This is a genomic window from Snodgrassella sp., from assembly GCF_024103505.1.
Taxonomy (GTDB): domain Bacteria; phylum Pseudomonadota; class Gammaproteobacteria; order Burkholderiales; family Neisseriaceae; genus Snodgrassella; species Snodgrassella communis.
The window spans coordinates 154,186-170,415 of sequence record NZ_JAGGIJ010000003.1; the positions used below are offsets into that span (position 1 = coordinate 154,186).

At 45.8% G+C, this 16,230-nt stretch carries 12 protein-coding genes; 3 read left to right on the plus strand and 9 right to left on the minus strand.

Going from position 1 to position 16,230, the window contains the following annotated elements:
* Positions 1 to 6: 6 nt before the first annotated feature.
* The 5 genes from J6578_RS04880 to mraZ all read right to left on the minus strand — a co-directional run bounded on the left by J6578_RS04880 (position 7) and on the right by mraZ (position 5,067).
* Complete coding sequence (locus J6578_RS04880; protein WP_287954012.1) at positions 7 to 1,485, minus strand: UDP-N-acetylmuramoyl-L-alanyl-D-glutamate--2,6-diaminopimelate ligase; 1,479 nt, start codon at positions 1,483 to 1,485, stop codon at positions 7 to 9.
* A 74-nt stretch (positions 1,486 to 1,559) separates the two neighbouring features.
* Positions 1,560 to 3,302, minus strand: a complete 1,743-nt coding sequence (locus J6578_RS04885; protein WP_287954013.1) for a peptidoglycan D,D-transpeptidase FtsI family protein — start codon at positions 3,300 to 3,302, stop codon at positions 1,560 to 1,562.
* Positions 3,303 to 3,373: 71 nt separating this feature from the next.
* The gene (ftsL, locus tag J6578_RS04890) at positions 3,374 to 3,646 is read right to left on the minus strand and encodes a cell division protein FtsL (RefSeq protein ID WP_093091195.1); all 273 of its coding nucleotides are present in this window, start codon (positions 3,644 to 3,646) and stop codon (positions 3,374 to 3,376) included.
* A 24-nt stretch (positions 3,647 to 3,670) separates the two neighbouring features.
* On the minus strand, positions 3,671 to 4,615 hold the full coding sequence (rsmH, locus tag J6578_RS04895) for a 16S rRNA (cytosine(1402)-N(4))-methyltransferase RsmH (protein ID WP_239363327.1): 945 nt from the start codon (positions 4,613 to 4,615) through the stop codon (positions 3,671 to 3,673).
* Entirely contained in the window at positions 4,612 to 5,067 is a 456-nt protein-coding gene (mraZ, locus tag J6578_RS04900) for a division/cell wall cluster transcriptional repressor MraZ (RefSeq protein ID WP_037404983.1), read from the minus strand. Before mraZ ends, rsmH begins: the two co-directional genes overlap by 4 nt.
* Before the next feature lie 287 nt (positions 5,068 to 5,354).
* Here mraZ and J6578_RS04905 point away from each other — a divergent pair, with 287 nt between their 5' ends.
* Complete coding sequence (locus tag J6578_RS04905; RefSeq protein ID WP_287954014.1) at positions 5,355 to 6,506, plus strand: class I SAM-dependent methyltransferase; 1,152 nt, start codon at positions 5,355 to 5,357, stop codon at positions 6,504 to 6,506.
* 282 nt (positions 6,507 to 6,788) lie between these two features.
* Here the strand turns inward: J6578_RS04905 and J6578_RS04910 are convergent, their stop codons facing one another.
* The 3 genes from J6578_RS04910 to J6578_RS04920 all read right to left on the minus strand — a co-directional run bounded on the left by J6578_RS04910 (position 6,789) and on the right by J6578_RS04920 (position 13,933).
* Entirely contained in the window at positions 6,789 to 11,876 is a 5,088-nt protein-coding gene (locus J6578_RS04910; RefSeq protein ID WP_287954015.1) for a calcium-binding protein, read from the minus strand.
* Positions 11,877 to 11,921: 45 nt separating this feature from the next.
* Positions 11,922 to 12,812, minus strand: coding sequence for a hypothetical protein (locus J6578_RS04915; protein WP_287954016.1), 891 nt, complete (start codon positions 12,810 to 12,812; stop codon positions 11,922 to 11,924).
* A 230-nt stretch (positions 12,813 to 13,042) separates the two neighbouring features.
* Complete coding sequence (locus tag J6578_RS04920) at positions 13,043 to 13,933, minus strand: hypothetical protein (protein ID WP_287954017.1); 891 nt, start codon at positions 13,931 to 13,933, stop codon at positions 13,043 to 13,045.
* A gap of 291 nt (positions 13,934 to 14,224) precedes the next feature.
* Between J6578_RS04920 and J6578_RS04925 the strand changes: the two genes are divergently transcribed.
* The gene (locus J6578_RS04925; RefSeq protein WP_287954018.1) at positions 14,225 to 15,262 is read left to right on the plus strand and encodes an NADH:flavin oxidoreductase/NADH oxidase; all 1,038 of its coding nucleotides are present in this window, start codon (positions 14,225 to 14,227) and stop codon (positions 15,260 to 15,262) included.
* Positions 15,263 to 15,300: 38 nt separating this feature from the next.
* Here J6578_RS04925 and ybaK read toward each other — a convergent pair whose 3' ends face one another.
* A complete protein-coding gene (gene ybaK, locus J6578_RS04930) occupies positions 15,301 to 15,789 on the minus strand; it encodes a Cys-tRNA(Pro) deacylase (RefSeq protein ID WP_100149776.1) in 489 nt (162 codons plus the stop codon).
* A 72-nt stretch (positions 15,790 to 15,861) separates the two neighbouring features.
* Here ybaK and J6578_RS04935 point away from each other — a divergent pair, with 72 nt between their 5' ends.
* Complete coding sequence (locus tag J6578_RS04935) at positions 15,862 to 16,212, plus strand: RidA family protein (RefSeq protein WP_287954019.1); 351 nt, start codon at positions 15,862 to 15,864, stop codon at positions 16,210 to 16,212.
* Positions 16,213 to 16,230: the final 18 nt, after the last annotated feature.

Genomic DNA, 16,230 nt, shown 5'->3' on the forward strand with positions numbered 1-16,230 from the left:
TAGACATCAGGTGCGTTGACGCAAAGCAGCCTGAGCCACTTCAAAATCAGAAAAATGCTGCTTTTGACCACCGATATCCTGATAGGTTTCATGACCTTTACCCGCAATCAGCACAATGTCACCAATTGCTGCATGTTGCACAGCATAGTGAATCGCACTGCCACGGTCTGCCTCAACCAGCACCGGCGCCTTAATTGCCGGTAAAATATCGGCAATAATTGCCTGCGGATTCTCCGTACGTGGATTATCACTAGTTACCACCACACAATCGGCTCCGGCATCAGCTGCTGCCCCCATTAATGGTCGCTTACCCGCATCACGATCACCGCCACAACCAAAAACACACCACAAATGTGCACCGGCTGGTTTGATTTCCTGTAAAGTAGCCAACGCCTTTTCCAGCGCATCTGGCGTGTGGGCATAATCAACAACCACCAATGGCTGTTTATCTCCCATCAGACAATCCATACGTCCGGTAGCCGGATGAATCTGCGGCCACACAGCAAGCACCTCATCAAAAGCAAAGCCATTGGCACACAATACACCAACACAGGCAGCCAGATTCTGAGCATTGAAGCGCCCGAGCAAACGCGTATGCACAACACCTTCACCCCACGGTGTACGTAAATGTATCTGCATACCACTGGCAGAGGCCTGAAACTGATAAATATGAATATCGGCCTGTGCATGAAAGCCATAAGCCAATATAGTTAAATGCGAACGAGCACGGCGCAAATCCTGCCACAACTCATAGCCGAATTCATCATCGATATTAATAACAGCATGTTGCAGGCCAGACCAGTAAAACAATGAAGCTTTACATGCCCCATAGTTCCGCATACTATGATGATAATCCAAATGATCACGGGTCAGATTAGTAAATACCGCACTGGCAAAAGGCACACCAACCACACGACTTTGATCCAAGCCATGACTAGACACCTCCATGGCCACAGCTGTCGCATCCTCTTGCACAAACCGGCGCAGCCATGTCTGATTGGCAACCGCATCCATAGTCGTATTAACACTGTCATGTAACTGTTGCCAGTAGCCATTGCCTACCGTACCCATAATGGCACATTTTTTCCCAAGAATATCAGCAGCCTGTGCCAGCCATTGTGACACCGAAGTTTTACCATTGGTTCCAGTTACACCCCAGATGGATAGATCCCTGCCCGGATAGTCATAACAGGCAGCAGCCACCAATCCGGCACGCTGACGCAAATCCACTACAGCCTCATTTGCTACCTTCCAGCTAGCCTGCCACCTGAACCGACCATCATCATCCCAGAATACAAATACAGCACCCTTATCAATAGCAGCCTGAATAAAATCGCGTCCATCAGCGTATTCACCCTGACAGGCCACAAATACATCGCCCGGCTGTACCTGTCTGCTGTCAACCCGAAGAGTACGATCCGCAACCAGTGCACGAGTTTGAGCACTTAAATGATATTCTGCTAAAGGATTTTTCAGGGAAAACATAACACAGCCGTTTCGAACATTTCTATCAGATACAAACAGACAGACAATCTGTGCAAGCACAGATTGTCAGAAGATTAATGCCTTTCAGAATGCAAACCAGTCTTTACCGGCTTTGTAGGCGAGACACCCAGTACATTCAGCGTACCCACCATAACATCATGAAATACCGGGCCAGAAACCGGACCACCATAATAACCATTAGTAGTAGGATTCTGAATATTGACAGCCACAATCACACGCGGATTATCCGCCGGTGCAAAACCAATAAATGTAGCCATATGCTTAGAATCAGAATAACGCCCGTTTACCAGCATTCTTGCCGTACCAGTTTTAGCTGCAACATCATACCCATCTATAGCACCCTGCAAACCAGTACCACCAGGCTGAGTAACAGCAATCATCATATGGCGCACTTCCCGCGCTGTTTTGGACTGAATAATACGTTCACCTTGTGGTATCTTGTCCAGCTTAAGAAAGCTCACCGGCAATAACTCCCCATCATTGGTGAAAATAGTATATGCCCGCGCCAGCTGTAGTAAACTCATCTGAATACCATAACCAAAAGACATAGTAGCCTGCTCAATCGGACGCCAGTTGTGCCAGTCACGCACCACCCCCGGTGTTTCCCCCGGAAAACCCGAATGCATCCGGTGGCCAAAACCAATAGAAGTATACAAATTGTACATTTCTTCCGGCGTAAACATCGCAGAAATCTTACTTGTTCCCACATTAGACGACTTCTGAATAATGCCACGCACATCCAGATAAGGGTAATTATGCGTATCCCGCACCGTAGCCGGCCCGATTTTATACGGCATAGTATTGAAACCCGTGCCCGGCCTGATTTTGCCGCTATCCAGCCCCTTAGCAATAGTAAACGGCTTCATTGCACTACCCGGCTCAATCATATCAGTAACAGCACGGTTACGCCGTGCATCGCTTTCAGCCGCACCCGGATTATTAGGATCATAACCCGGTGAATTAACCAGTGCGAGAATCTCACCGGTTTTACCATCCAGCACAACTACCGAACCAGCCGAAGCAGTGTGATACTGCATTGCCTTATTTAAAGATTCATAGGCAATAGACTGAATACGCTGATCTATTGACAGCACCATATCGGCACCATTCTTCGGTGCCTGATTACGCGGTGAATCCAGACTATCAACAATATTACCTTTATTATCGCGCAGTACAACCTTAGCTCCGTCAACCCCATGCAGCATACTTTCACGCGACAGTTCCAGCCCCTCCTGCCCCTTACCATCAATATTGGTAAAACCAATAATATGAGAAAAAACCGATCCCATCGGGTAATGACGTTTACTTTCATGTTGAAAGGCCAAACCTTTAATATTCAGCGCAGCCACCTTTTCTACAATCTCTGGCGACAATTGCCGTTTCAGATAAATAAAATCCTTATTGCGACTGAGACGGCTTTTAATCGTAGACACCGGTACATCAATCAAAGCAGACAACTGTTGCAGCTCAGAATCAGCGGGCATCTGCTCCATAGCCGAAGGCACTGCATATAAAGAATCTGCTGGTGCACTGATAGCCAGAGCAGCCCCATTACGGTCAGTAATCGTGCCACGGGTAGCCACCAGAGGCAGAGTACGAACAAAGCGCTGATCACCCTGCTCTTTCAGAAATTCATGCTTTTCAGTCTGCAAATAAATACCACGTCCGATTAACATAGCAAATGCCATAGCCAGCGTACCCAGCACCAACACAATTCGCCCGTTGCTTGTCACAGGCTTAGCCTGTTTCACCTCACGGGGGAGCATACGCGGCTTATAATCGTTTTTAATTAACATAGTAGTTTGTTCCACTGCCGGATATAACTGCCCAAAAGCAGCATTCCATTATTCTCTGCCCGCGCATATCATCATTTAACTGTCTGCGGTGCAGCCAGCATCTGCGTTTCGGCCAGTGCTGGCGAATGCAAACCCTGCCGTGCTGAAGCATCCAGAATCAACTGATGATTAGATAACCTTGCCTGCGCTAACTTTAAACGACTGAAATCCTCATTCAGAAGATTTTCTCCTTTTTGCGCCTTATCCAATGCAATAAAAAACTGGCGCGAACGATCCTGTACTGTTACCACAGCAAAAGCTGAAGCCAGCACCAACAAAAGCAAAATAATGTTGATTTTATTCATAATCAACCAACCATAAATTTTTATCTAACAACAGCGTTCTGCCACACGCAATACTGCTGAACGAGCACGCGGATTGGCTTCAATCTCAGCCGAAGTGGGCTTTTGCGCCTTGCCTATCAAACGCAGCGGCGGTTGCTCACGATCAGCCTCCTTAACTACAGCCCAGCGCGGTAAAGGCGCCGGCCGACTGTATTGCTGCATAAAACGTTTAACAATACGATCCTCAAGCGAATGAAACGAAATCACTGCCAGCCTGCCACCAGCCACCAAACAATCCATCGCCTGTGGCAGCACAGCCGTTATTTCTTCCAGTTCACCGTTAATAAAGATACGAATGGCCTGGAAGGTACGTGTGGCCGGATCCTGGCCGCGCTCACGAGTACGGACGACTTGCGCCACGAGGCGCGCCAGCTGGCCGGTTGTGGTAATCGGCATTTCTTCCCGCTGTTCCACGATTGCGCGTGCAATCTGGCGACTAAACCGCTCTTCACCATAATTTCTAATCACCTCATGTATAGCCTGCTCTTCAGCTACTGCCAACCATTGGGCTGCCGACTGTCCACGCGTAGTATCCATACGCATATCCAGTGGCGCATCAAAGCGAAAACTGAAACCACGGCCAGCCTCATCAATCTGCGGGGATGAAATACCCAGATCGAACAACGCACCATTTATCTGCCTGATACCCAGCTGCTCCAATGAGCGAGTCAGTGCACAAAAACCCTCGTGCACTACCAGCACCCGCCCATCTTGCTGTGCCAGTTGCTTCGCCACAGCTATCGCCTGCGGATCCTTATCAAAAACAACCAGCCGGCCATCAACGCCCAGCTGCGACAGAATCAGGCGCGAATGACCGCCACGGCCAAAAGTTCCATCAACATACACCCCAGCGGGCTGCACCTGTAAACCAGCAACTGCCTCATTCAAAAGAACAGTCACATGGCCGCCATTACTCATCAGTTCACTCATAATTGCAGTTGAGTCTTGCCCAACTCTGCTGCCAGCATGTCTTCATCCATATCCAGTGCGGCATTATTCTGTTCTTCCCACAGAGCCCTACCCCATACCTCAATGCGATTGGCACGACCCACCACATAAACCTCACGTTCAAAATTCACCAAACGGCGCAAATGCGCCGGCAACAATACCCTGCCGGCACTATCCAGCTCCATCGTATCCGCATTATGCAACAGCAAATTCTGATAAGCCTGCAATACCCTGTTACCCGCCACAGGCAGCTGCAATAACTGCGCTTCCACACTGCGCCATGATGACTCAGGATACAACAGCAAATGCGTGCGCTTTTCCAGTGTAGCCACCAGAACCGGAGTGAAATGACGCGCCAGCAAATCGCGAAATTTAGCCGGAATGGCCAGTCGCCCTTTACTGTCTATACTCAACTCGTACGCGCCGCCAAACATCATTCAGCTCCAGTTCACCGTAACGGGATTATCCCCCACTTTGCCACACCTTTACACACTTATTCACACTATAAGGCAATTTTGCATACAGGGTCAACGTAATCCAGTCAAACTTTACCTATATAGAAAAGCAACCGAAAGCATAAAACACAATTATTTCAACATATTAAATTACCATTCATCCAAACCAGATTACCTGTGCCTTTTGCGATACTTTATCCGGGCAGACACAGATTAAAATCAACGTTTATAATGACTTCCTCCTTACAATTTTCACCGTCTATCCCATGGATCACTTACCCAGCCCTGAAAAAGCTGCCCTAGCCAGCTCTCAGACATTGACAGCACTTATTCAGCAAAAAATCCAGCAACAGAATAACTGGCTGTCTTTTACAGACTATATGCAAATGGCGCTTTACACACCCGAGTATGGTTATTACACCGGCGGTGCACAAAAATTTGGCAGGGATGGTGACTTTATTACCGCACCAGTATTGACACCACTATTCGGCCAGACACTGGCACAACAACTGAATGCACTATTACCCCAAACCGCAGGTAACATTTACGAATTTGGTGCCGGCACCGGCCAGCTGGCCGCATCTATCCTGCCAGCACTGCACCACAGCCAGCTTCAACACTACTACATCATCGAACTGTCAGCAGAACTGGCGCAGCGCCAGCGTGAATACATTCATACCCATGCCCCTGCGCAGGCAGATAAAGTTACCCATTTAACCCAGTTACCAGCACAATTTGATGGCATACTGCTCGGTAATGAAGTTCTGGATGCCATACCAGTACCGGTTTATCAACGTCATGGAAATCAGATAGCAGAGATGGGCGTCAGCTGGCTGGACGGCCAATTAAAATGGCAACCCCGTCCCCTTAACAATCCGGCTGCACAACAGCAGATACTGCAAACCTTCCCCGCAACAGCAGAACCCTATCAATCCGAACTGCATCCACAACAATATGCATTCATCGCCACACTGGCGCAAAAACTGCAACGCGGAGCCATGATCTGGATTGATTATGGCTTTGATGCAGCACAGTATTATCACCCGCAGCGCCGGCAAGGTACCCTGATCGGACATTATCGCCATCACACCATTCATAACCCCTTTTACTACCCCGGCCTAACCGACCTAACAGCCCATATCAACTTCACCCGCATTGCCGACGCCGCAATCGATAACCATCTAGACTTAATTGGTTACACCAATCAGGCAACATTCCTGCTCAATCTGGGCATAACCGAATTACTGGCACAAACCGGCAAGCCAGAAGATACAGCCTACATCCAGGCAGCCTCAGCCTGCCATACCCTGCTCAACGCACATGAAATGGGCGAATTATTTAAAGTTATCGCATTTGGCAAAGATATTGATATTGACTGGCAAGGATTTATACATGGAGATTTGTGTCATAAATTATAAACAAACCAATTACAGAAAAATCTTACTTGCAAGCATATAAACAAAATCACTTTATCTTACATAATATTCATTTATAGCCAATCGTCGCCTCATTTACAGCAACTTCTGGTAACAAAAAAATACCATAACAAATACACATAAAAAACCGGCTCAGCATCCCATCATCCGCCACAGATTAGCAAAAGAACAAACCAAACCCAGCGTTTTCCCACCCATTACCACCCACAATAAAAAGCCTGCAAATATAATTTGCAGGCTTACCTTTACAACACCGATTTTTACTTAACCGTAGGCTGCAAGAGTATTCTGAGGCGCAAATTGCTTCAACTCATCCGCAGCCCATATCCGGCCTTCACCGCTGCCACTAGAGAAAGTAGCCATCGCCCCTACCAGCTGCTGTACCTGTTTGGCTGTATAGTGCATACCATCCGCCGTATGAACCTGATACTGCCGGTAAGACTCCCCAGCAAACCAATTATCCAGCCGTACCTGATCATTAGAGCCAACATGACCAATAATCAGATCAGAGCCACTCTGTCTCAGCCGCAACTCATCACTGCGATAGTCAACAAAATCCAGAATATCGCCCTGCAACTCATTGGCTGCCTGATCAAATACCTCATCACTGCCATGACCGGCTCGGAACACATAACGATCCCGCTGCCAGCTACCGCCAACCAGAAAATCATTACCACTACCACCTTCGAGAACATCCTCTCCGGCACCACCAAACAACTGATCATTTCCGGCATCACCATACAGCGTATCATTGCCATCACCACCATCAAGCAAATCATTGCCACCATTGCCATGTAAAATATCATCACCGCCGTAGCCGTACATCAGATCCTTGCCTGCCGTACCAAAAAGCTCATTGGCCTTATCATTACCTTCAATAATGTGATCATAATTAGCAGCATTGTGGTGATGCACATTATTAGCTATCTGCTGCAAAGAGCGCATTACATAGGAATTAGTGCCATCAGCCGGCTGCGCAAAAAACAGATTATTCATATTCAGACTGCCGGCACGTCCATCCAGATAGTAACCAACCAGATAGATTACATCCCCATTAACACCATTAGTAACCTTAATACCCTTCTCATATGCACTGATCGACAGATTATCCAGCGGTACATCCACAATCACTATCGACTGCCCACTGTAATCCTCAATCGTTGTCATACCGTCGCCACTATTGAATACAAAGATATCATCACCTGCTCCCCCGTTCAGATAATCATTACCCTTGCCGCCATACAGCCAGTCACGACCCTCTCCGCCATAAATCCGATCGTTGCCATTACCGCCATAAAGAAAATCATTTCCCTCATCCCCTTGCAACAGATCATTACCTTCACCGCCGAAAATCGTATCATTGCCGGCACCGCCATAAATCACATCATCACCGCCAGCAGTGTCCGTATCATTTACATTCATCATATCACCGCCACTGAGAAAATCATTCCCATCTCCACCATAAATCACATCATTACCACCTCCGCCAAAAATAGTATCCTGCCCCGTACCACCATCAAGGTAATCATTACCATAGCCACCATCTATATAATCATTACCATCTTCACCATAGATCGTGTCATTACCATTATCCTGCGGCCGAGCTTCTTTAGGGCTATTCCAGCTCTGATCACCGAATAAAACATCATTGCCGGCACCGCCATAGATCACATCATTACCCAGCTGTCCCATTACCACATCATTACCGTCACCAGCGTAAATCCTATCGTTATAGCTATCATCCGTCGCCACAATATTCATACCAACACCCGAACTGAAATCACCGGCTATCTGATCGTCACCAGCGCCGCCATAAATAATATCGCGACCGCCACCACCAACGAGCACGTCATTACCGATGCCACCATCCAGCGTATCATCGCCATAGCCGCCCATTAACATATCATTGCCGGCGCCACCAGAAAGATAATCATTCCCCGCCATCTCCTTATTCAGCTCATGATTGGCCTGATTGTCATCGCCCCAGAGCACATCATCGCCATCACCGCCGATAATCCAGTCATCACCGCCTCCGCCGATCAGCAGATCATTGCCCGCTCCGCCATCAATAAAATCATTACCATGCTCGGTAATATTCCCATTGAGCCAATCACCAAAAATTTTATCATCGCCGTCATCGCCATAAAGCTCGTCATTGCCGGCTCCACCGATAATGTTGTCATTATCATCGCCGCCATGAATCACATCATCGCCATAACCACCATCCAGATAATCATTGCCGGCTCCGCCCCAGATATGGTCGTTACCTTTAAGTTCAGGGTGGGGAGCGCTGGATTTCCCATCATCTCCCCAGATTCGGTCATCACCATCGTCACCATATAGATAGTCATCACCCCCTCCACCGATTATCTCGTCATTACCGGCACCGCCATAAATAGTGTCATTGCCATGATATTTAGCATTCAGTCCCGTTTTTTCATCAATATTATCATCACCCCAGATCTTATCGTTGCCCGCGCCGCCGATAATGACATCATTGCCACCACCGCCAACTATCTTATCATTGCCATCACCACCATCAATATAGTCATTCCCATGCAAGGCACCATCCAGAGTATTCAGAAATCCTGGCTTGATAATACCATCACCATATAAAATATCATTTCCCTTACCACCGACAATATAATCATTACCGGCCATACCATAGATACTGTCGTCTCCCTGTTCTGTGCTGCCCGAAGCTACTGAATCACCTTCAATATAGTCATTCAGATTACCGCCTACAATATGATCACTGCCATCACCGCCATATAAAAAGTCGCCGCCCACATTCGCAGCATCATCAACCGCTTTGCTGATACCATCAAATATCGTAACATCGTTATGATCTATATATACACCCCAGTTTGGGCCAGCATAAATCAGCTTTTTACCATCAGCCGGCATCTTCCAGCGCTCACCCGGGCGGATGCGATCTTTCACGGTTAAATGATTATTCGCCCAGATAAAATCATCACCGGCACCGCCTTTAATGATGTCAGAGCCACCACCGCCGGTAAGTAAATCCGAACCATCGCCGCCGAAAATAATATCGTTGCCGCCCATACCGTCAATCGCATCTCCACCACCCAGACCATAAATCTCATCGGCGCCGTCTGTGCCTTTGATCACATCCTCAAAGCCCTTTTCAATCACACCATTAACAATCTCACCCTTGGCATTGCGGTTTTTCCAGCCCCAGTAATATCTGCCGGCATAATATTTATCCAGATTAAAATACCCCTCCTCATGAATAATCTTCGTGCGCCAGTCACCAACAATTTTATTGATCTTATTGTTATTATTACCATTTAATCTGGGCGGATTGATACCAAGCTTGCCACCCTTCATCTCATTCCAGCCCACAATCGTTAAAACATCATTTTTATTAGTCAACGACTGAATCACCAGATCACCACTAACTTCATCCAGATACATATGCCATTTATTATCATCTGAAAGCCAGTTATTTTTGTTTTTTGCTGTCCATCTGTATTGTGAAACTTGTTTATTATTTAAATAAACCACACCACGTCCGTCAGTATCGTAAACCTTATCCTGACCATCACCGGCATTAAAATAATACCGGTCTACACCATCTCCGCCAGCGAGAATATCATTGCCCGTACCGCCCCTGAGCGTATCATTGCCGGCTCCGCCAAACAGATAATCATTACCGGCTCCACCAGTAATATCATCATTACCCTTACCACCGAAAATCACATCCGCCTGTTTGCCACCCACCACTCTGGTATTGCCATTACCCAGCATCACCACCTGATGGGCATTATTGCCGGCATTAGCATCCGTACACCAGCTTTGCTTCGTTTGCTCGTCACGGAATAAAATAGCATCCTCCGCACCAAAGCCGTATTGTTTACGAATCGACTCAACTAATGATTTTTGTTGCTTATAACTATAAGCCTGTGACATTTTTAAAGCCGAAGTTTCATGAGTTAGCGCTTTACCTTCTAATGCTTTTTTATATTCATTTGCCTGAGCCAGACGCATTTCCTGAATCATCCACGTGCGCACCTTAATCCAGTCTTCGCCTACATCCTTAATCGCCCGCACCACCGGCATTTTGTCTGGATTCAGTACCACCACCGGATTCAGCTGCATCAGCGCATTCAGATACAGCGATACCAACTGCTTATTGCCCTGCTTTTCCCATGCCTGCAACTGCATTAATAATTTTTCTGGCAGCTCATCAATAAATGCCAGTTGATATTTAAATTCAAACTTGCCCGGCTGGCCGGCAATTTCCTGACGATGCCCATTCACCGGATCAAAAACAAATCCCACCCCTTTTTCGGCAAAATTATTCTCATTAATACTATTAACTCTTGGATTGGATGAATTAATGCTATTAGTATTTAATACTGCTGCAATAACCCATTGTGTTAGCCCTTTTCCTCCCACTAATGACCAATTGAATCTAAACTGTTGTTGTTCCGCATCGGTATTTTTCTGATTGGCAAAATAGCTGCCTGTATATTGATAAAATGGAGAAACATAGTCCTTGTACCATAAATTTTGTGAACCTTCGCGTGCATGTTCCACTAAAAAGTTCTTAAAGGAATCAACCATTTTAGTGTTATTGATCCAATTGGCAGCCACAGCCTGATCAGAAGCAGAAATAGTGATTTCTGCATAGCCATTATGTTTCGGATTTGGCGAAATTTGGTCTGTACCTAAATGCTCAGTATACCAGTATAGATTTATTGCAGTGGTTGACGTTGGCATTCCAGTAATTTTATCAATATAAATATGGCCACCCTTAATATCCTTTACTATATTAAATAGCTCATAACTACAGGACAAACCATTTATAACGGTTCCGCCGGTTTTCCACATCCGTTCCCACAGTAATTCAACAATATTTTCGCCCGAAAGTACCTGTCCGTTAGGCAGCTTGGCTGAAGCATAGCGTTCGATCAAGCGCATCGGCTCATACAGCGTCCAGTAGTTAATATCAAGATTATTATTGTTAAATACACTGATATGAAATTCCCGCATCTCTTTATAGGAAATATCCTGGCTAATACTGCCTGCTCCGGCATTCTTTTCTAATGTATCCAGATAAGCCATAGCCATCTCCTTGCGGATTTTATTAGTCTGATCCTGCGTCAAAATATGCTGCTTCTCTGTCGCCACCGCCTGCATAAATTCCAGCGCACCATGACCAGTAATAGTATCCGCAGACTCTACCCCATAAGCCCAACTGGCATAATGATAGCCACGCTCAGCTAGTTGCTGGTACACCGCGCCCACATCGGACAAATCACCATTTTTAATCCGATTCCGCCATGCCTGAATTTCGCTTCTGCTGACTTTTTGTGCTTCAAACATAGTACTCTCCTTGTGATAATTAATCAGTTGTACCACTACCAAAAACTAGGCCTTACCAATCTGTTTCCCCAGCAGCTTGCCTTCCCGTGTTACCCGCCAACTATCCAATATCTGCATAATCCTGCCCTCCATCTCTTGCCACTGAGACAGATACGTCCGGTTATAGATCATCCGTACCTGAATATGCCAGTCATCGTTATAAAACATATGACTACAAAAATTGATATGCTGAGTAAATTGACAATCAATATAGGTTTTAATATTGCCCGCCTGATCTTTTTTAAGCAAAATATCCTTGGCATTGACATCCGATTTCCACGGTTCACCGGTTTCCGGATCAATACCATTATTTGCCTTATACACAGTTAAGCCATACAGTGGTTGTTCCTGCTGGATATAATCAATATCGGTTACTTCTTTTGATATCTTAAAGCCTTCCTGCACATAGGCATTAAAATTCAATGGCGCCGCACCATAGACACCATAGGCACTAACACTTGCCCACGGGAAAGGTTTGCCATACGGAATTAGAGTCTCATTATCGCGACGATAATCCTCTTCTGTCTGCCGGAAGGAGGTATAGACATCGCCATCAGTAATCCGATACTGAAAGCCAAATGACTCAATTGCTAAATCATAGGTTTTAGGTGGACGCTGGTATTTCGCTTTGATTTTCGGATCGGCAAAATCACCCGGATCGCCAACATAGCGCGCCCAGCCATCAATCACCCCTGCCGGGATACTGATGGAGTGAGTACCCAGCTTACCAATGGTGTCATAACGCCCACGACTATCCTGATTGCGGAATGGTTCCTGTACCTGCTGCTCTGGTTGTTTTTCCGGCTGTTCGTTCACATAATAGTCACAGCCGGCTAGCAGCAATACCTGCCACAGCAGCATAAAAATCAGAATTCTCTTCCTTCCAGATTTCATCATCAGCCCTATTGCTCTATTTCTTAATACAAAAATTAACACAATATGTACAGCAATGGAATAGCCAAATAACCTTTTGTTGCAATTTTGTTGTTTTAAATTAAATACTAGCCATCTTTATGCAACAATAGTGCGGCTATCAAGACCAATAAATCTTTACATAAAAATAAACTCAATTAGCATAACTTGCCCAGTAATTGCTACACCGTGCCCACTTCGGACAAAACCAAAAACTAGGCCTTACCAATCTGTTTCTCCAGCAGCTTGCCTTCTGGGCTTACCCGCCAGCTATTCAGTATCTGTATAACCCTGTCCTCCATCTCCTGCCACTTCGGTAGATAAACACGGTTATAACCAATAAGAACTTTGATATGCCAGTCATCGTTATAAAACATATGATCACAAATATTTACATACTGAGTAAATTGACAGTCGATATAGGTTTTAATATTACCCGCCTGATCTTTATGAATCATTCGATCTCTGGCAAGGGTATCCGATTTCCACGGCTCGCCTGTTTCTGGATTAATACCATTATTTGCCTTATACACAGTTAAGCCATACAGTGGTTGTTCCTGCTGGATATAATCAATATCGGTTACTTCTTTTGATATCTTAAAGCCTTCCTGCACATAGGCATTAAAATTCAATGGCGCCGCACCATAGACACCATAGGCACTAACACTTGCCCACGGGAAAGGTTTGCCATACGGAATTAGAGTCTCATTATCGCGACGATAATCCTCTTCTGTCTGCCGGAAGGAGGTATAGACATCGCCATCAGTAATCCGATACTGAAAGCCAAATGACTCAATTGCTAAATCATAGGTTTTAGGTGGACGCTGGTATTTCGCTTTGATTTTCGGATCGGCAAAATCACCCGGATCGCCAACATAGCGCGCCCAGCCATCAATCACCCCTGCCGGGATACTGATGGAGTGAGTACCCAGCTTACCAATGGTGTCATAACGCCCACGACTATCCTGATTGCGGAATGGTTCCTGTACCTGCTGCGCTGGTTGTTTTTCCGGCTGTTCGTTTACATAATAATCACAGCCAGCTAGCAGCAATACCTGCCACAGCAGCATAAAAATCAGAATTTTCTGCCATCCAGACTTCATCATCAGCCCTATTGCTCTATTTCTTAATACAAAAATTAACACAATATATACAGCAATGGAATAGCCAAATAACCTTTTGTTGCAATTTTATTGTTTTAAATTAAATACTAGCCATCTTTATGCAACAATAGCGTGGCTATCAACCCCAATAAATCTTTACATATAAATAAACTCTATTAGCATAATTCACCTTATAACTGCTACACCGCGCCAATCTACGTGACTAATCCTTAAAATATGCTGATAATTAAGTAAATTTTCGAGATTACTGAATACATAAAAAAGGAAAAAGCCATGTCATTATTATTATCTCCAGTCACCATTGGCAATCTGTCGCTGAAAAACCGCGTAGTTATGTCGCCGATGTGTATGTATGAAGTAAAAAAGGAAGATGGAATAGTTACGCCGTTTCATTTTGCTCATTATGGCGCGCGAGCCATTGCCAATGTTGGTCTGATTATTATTGAAGCGACTGCTGTACAGCCAGATGGGCGCATTACTAAGTATGATTTAGGTCTGTGGGACGATAAGCAGACAGAAAAATTTAGCCAGCTGGTAGATTCATTACATTATCTGGGCAGTAAGGTTGGTGTCCAACTGGCTCATGCCGGACGTAAGGCAGTTGATGCACAACAGCCGGTAGCACCGAGTGCCATCGCTTTCAATACCAGTTCAATAACACCCAAAGCACTTAGCCTAGACGAAATCAAACAGATCCGGGCAGATTTTGTGGCTGCAAGCAGGCGTGCGCAACAGGCTGGTGTAGATGTTATTGAAATTCATGGTGCTCATGGATATCTGATCAATGAATTTCTGTCACCACTGAGTAATCAGCGCGGGGATGAATATGGCGGTTCGTTAGCGAATCGATATCGTTTGCTGCACGAAATTGCCACTGATATGCGCGCACAGTTCTCCGGCTCATTGTGGGTACGTTTGTCTTTATCCGATTACGACCAAAGTGGTCAGCAAAACAGTATTGCCGACTGGCAGCAAGTATGCCAGTGGCTTGAACGAGATGGTATTGATGTTATTGATGTATCCACCGGTGGTGTTATGGATTATGCCCCCGATTTGCCACTACATGGCGGTTATCAGACACCGTTTGCTACTGCCATAAAACAGGCCGTGAATATTCCGGTAGCGACAGTAGGCTTACTGGATAGTCCGGATCTGGCTGAATATATCCTGCAAACCAAGCAGGCAGACCTGATTCTGGAAGGACGGGTATTATTACGCAATATCAACTGGTTAGCTGATGCTGCCCGGCAGTTGCACGACCATCATTATCAGCCTTTCAATGATTCTTACCAGCGCGGGCAAATGAAATAAGATTATCCGGTCTGTTCAGTAATAGTAAACACTCTTTATTATTCTATTTCTGTTGCCACCTGCACGGATTGCGGTTGCAAACAAGACAGATATTGTGGCTGCATCTGTACCAGAAAACCGCGCTTACCGCCATTAATATAAATCAGTGGCAAAGCATAAATACTTTCCTCCACATATACCGGCAGCCCGGCCTTATTGCCAAACGGGCTGGTACCACCTACCAGATAACCCGTCCATTTATTGGCCTGCTGCGGGCTGGCCGGTTCTATATGCTTCATACCCAGCTTTCTTGCCAGCTGGCGTGTAGAAATATGCCGGTCACCGTGCATCAGTACAATCAAACCTTGCTTGTGTTCATTTTGCAGCACAATGGTTTTAATCACTGCATGTTCGTCCACGCCCAGTGCTAATGCCGATTGTGCCGTTCCTCCATGCTCAACGTAAGCATATTCACGAGGTTCAAACGGTATCTGGTGCGCACGCAAAAAACGGATAGCAGGAGTTACTGGAAATTTACTTTTACTCATCACTTCACCTCATCAATTCAGGCAAGGACAACTGTGCTAACATCATTGTTTTACTACTATAAGAGCCTGTACATGAGTATCGAATTTTACCAGAGCGGTAACCGCCTTGCAGAAGCCACCATTGCCAATGGTCTGATATTTCTCGCCGGACAGGTACCCACTAATGAGGATGCCGACATCACCGCACAAACTGCCAATGTTCTGGCACAGATAGATACTATTCTAGCTGCCTGTGGCAGTGACAAACAGCATATCTGCGAAGCAGTTATATACCTGAGCGATATGCAGGAATATGCGGGCATGAATCAGGTATGGGACAACTGGGTTACTTCTGGTAAAGCACCGGCAAGAGCCTGTGTTCAGGCTGTTCTGGCTAATCCAGAATGGAAAGTGGAAATCAAACTGACTGCGGTACAGAAATAATCCAGCTGAAACAATAAA

Bases quoted from the DNA above. Each gene is read 5' to 3' on its own strand.
- J6578_RS04880 (WP_287954012.1), bottom strand. From the start codon at position 1,485: ATGTTTTCCCTGAAAAATCCTTTAGCAGAATATCATTTAAGTGCTCAA.
- J6578_RS04885 (WP_287954013.1), bottom strand. From the start codon at position 3,302: ATGTTAATTAAAAACGATTATAAGCCGCGTATGCTCCCCCGTGAGGTG.
- ftsL (WP_093091195.1), bottom strand. From the start codon at position 3,646: ATGAATAAAATCAACATTATTTTGCTTTTGTTGGTGCTGGCTTCAGCT.
- rsmH (WP_239363327.1), bottom strand. From the start codon at position 4,615: ATGAGTGAACTGATGAGTAATGGCGGCCATGTGACTGTTCTTTTGAAT.
- mraZ (WP_037404983.1), bottom strand. From the start codon at position 5,067: ATGTTTGGCGGCGCGTACGAGTTGAGTATAGACAGTAAAGGGCGACTG.
- J6578_RS04905 (WP_287954014.1), top strand. From the start codon at position 5,355: ATGGATCACTTACCCAGCCCTGAAAAAGCTGCCCTAGCCAGCTCTCAG.
- J6578_RS04910 (WP_287954015.1), bottom strand. From the start codon at position 11,876: ATGTTTGAAGCACAAAAAGTCAGCAGAAGCGAAATTCAGGCATGGCGG.
- J6578_RS04915 (WP_287954016.1), bottom strand. From the start codon at position 12,812: ATGATGAAATCTGGAAGGAAGAGAATTCTGATTTTTATGCTGCTGTGG.
- J6578_RS04920 (WP_287954017.1), bottom strand. From the start codon at position 13,933: ATGATGAAGTCTGGATGGCAGAAAATTCTGATTTTTATGCTGCTGTGG.
- J6578_RS04925 (WP_287954018.1), top strand. From the start codon at position 14,225: ATGTCATTATTATTATCTCCAGTCACCATTGGCAATCTGTCGCTGAAA.
- ybaK (WP_100149776.1), bottom strand. From the start codon at position 15,789: ATGAGTAAAAGTAAATTTCCAGTAACTCCTGCTATCCGTTTTTTGCGT.
- J6578_RS04935 (WP_287954019.1), top strand. From the start codon at position 15,862: ATGAGTATCGAATTTTACCAGAGCGGTAACCGCCTTGCAGAAGCCACC.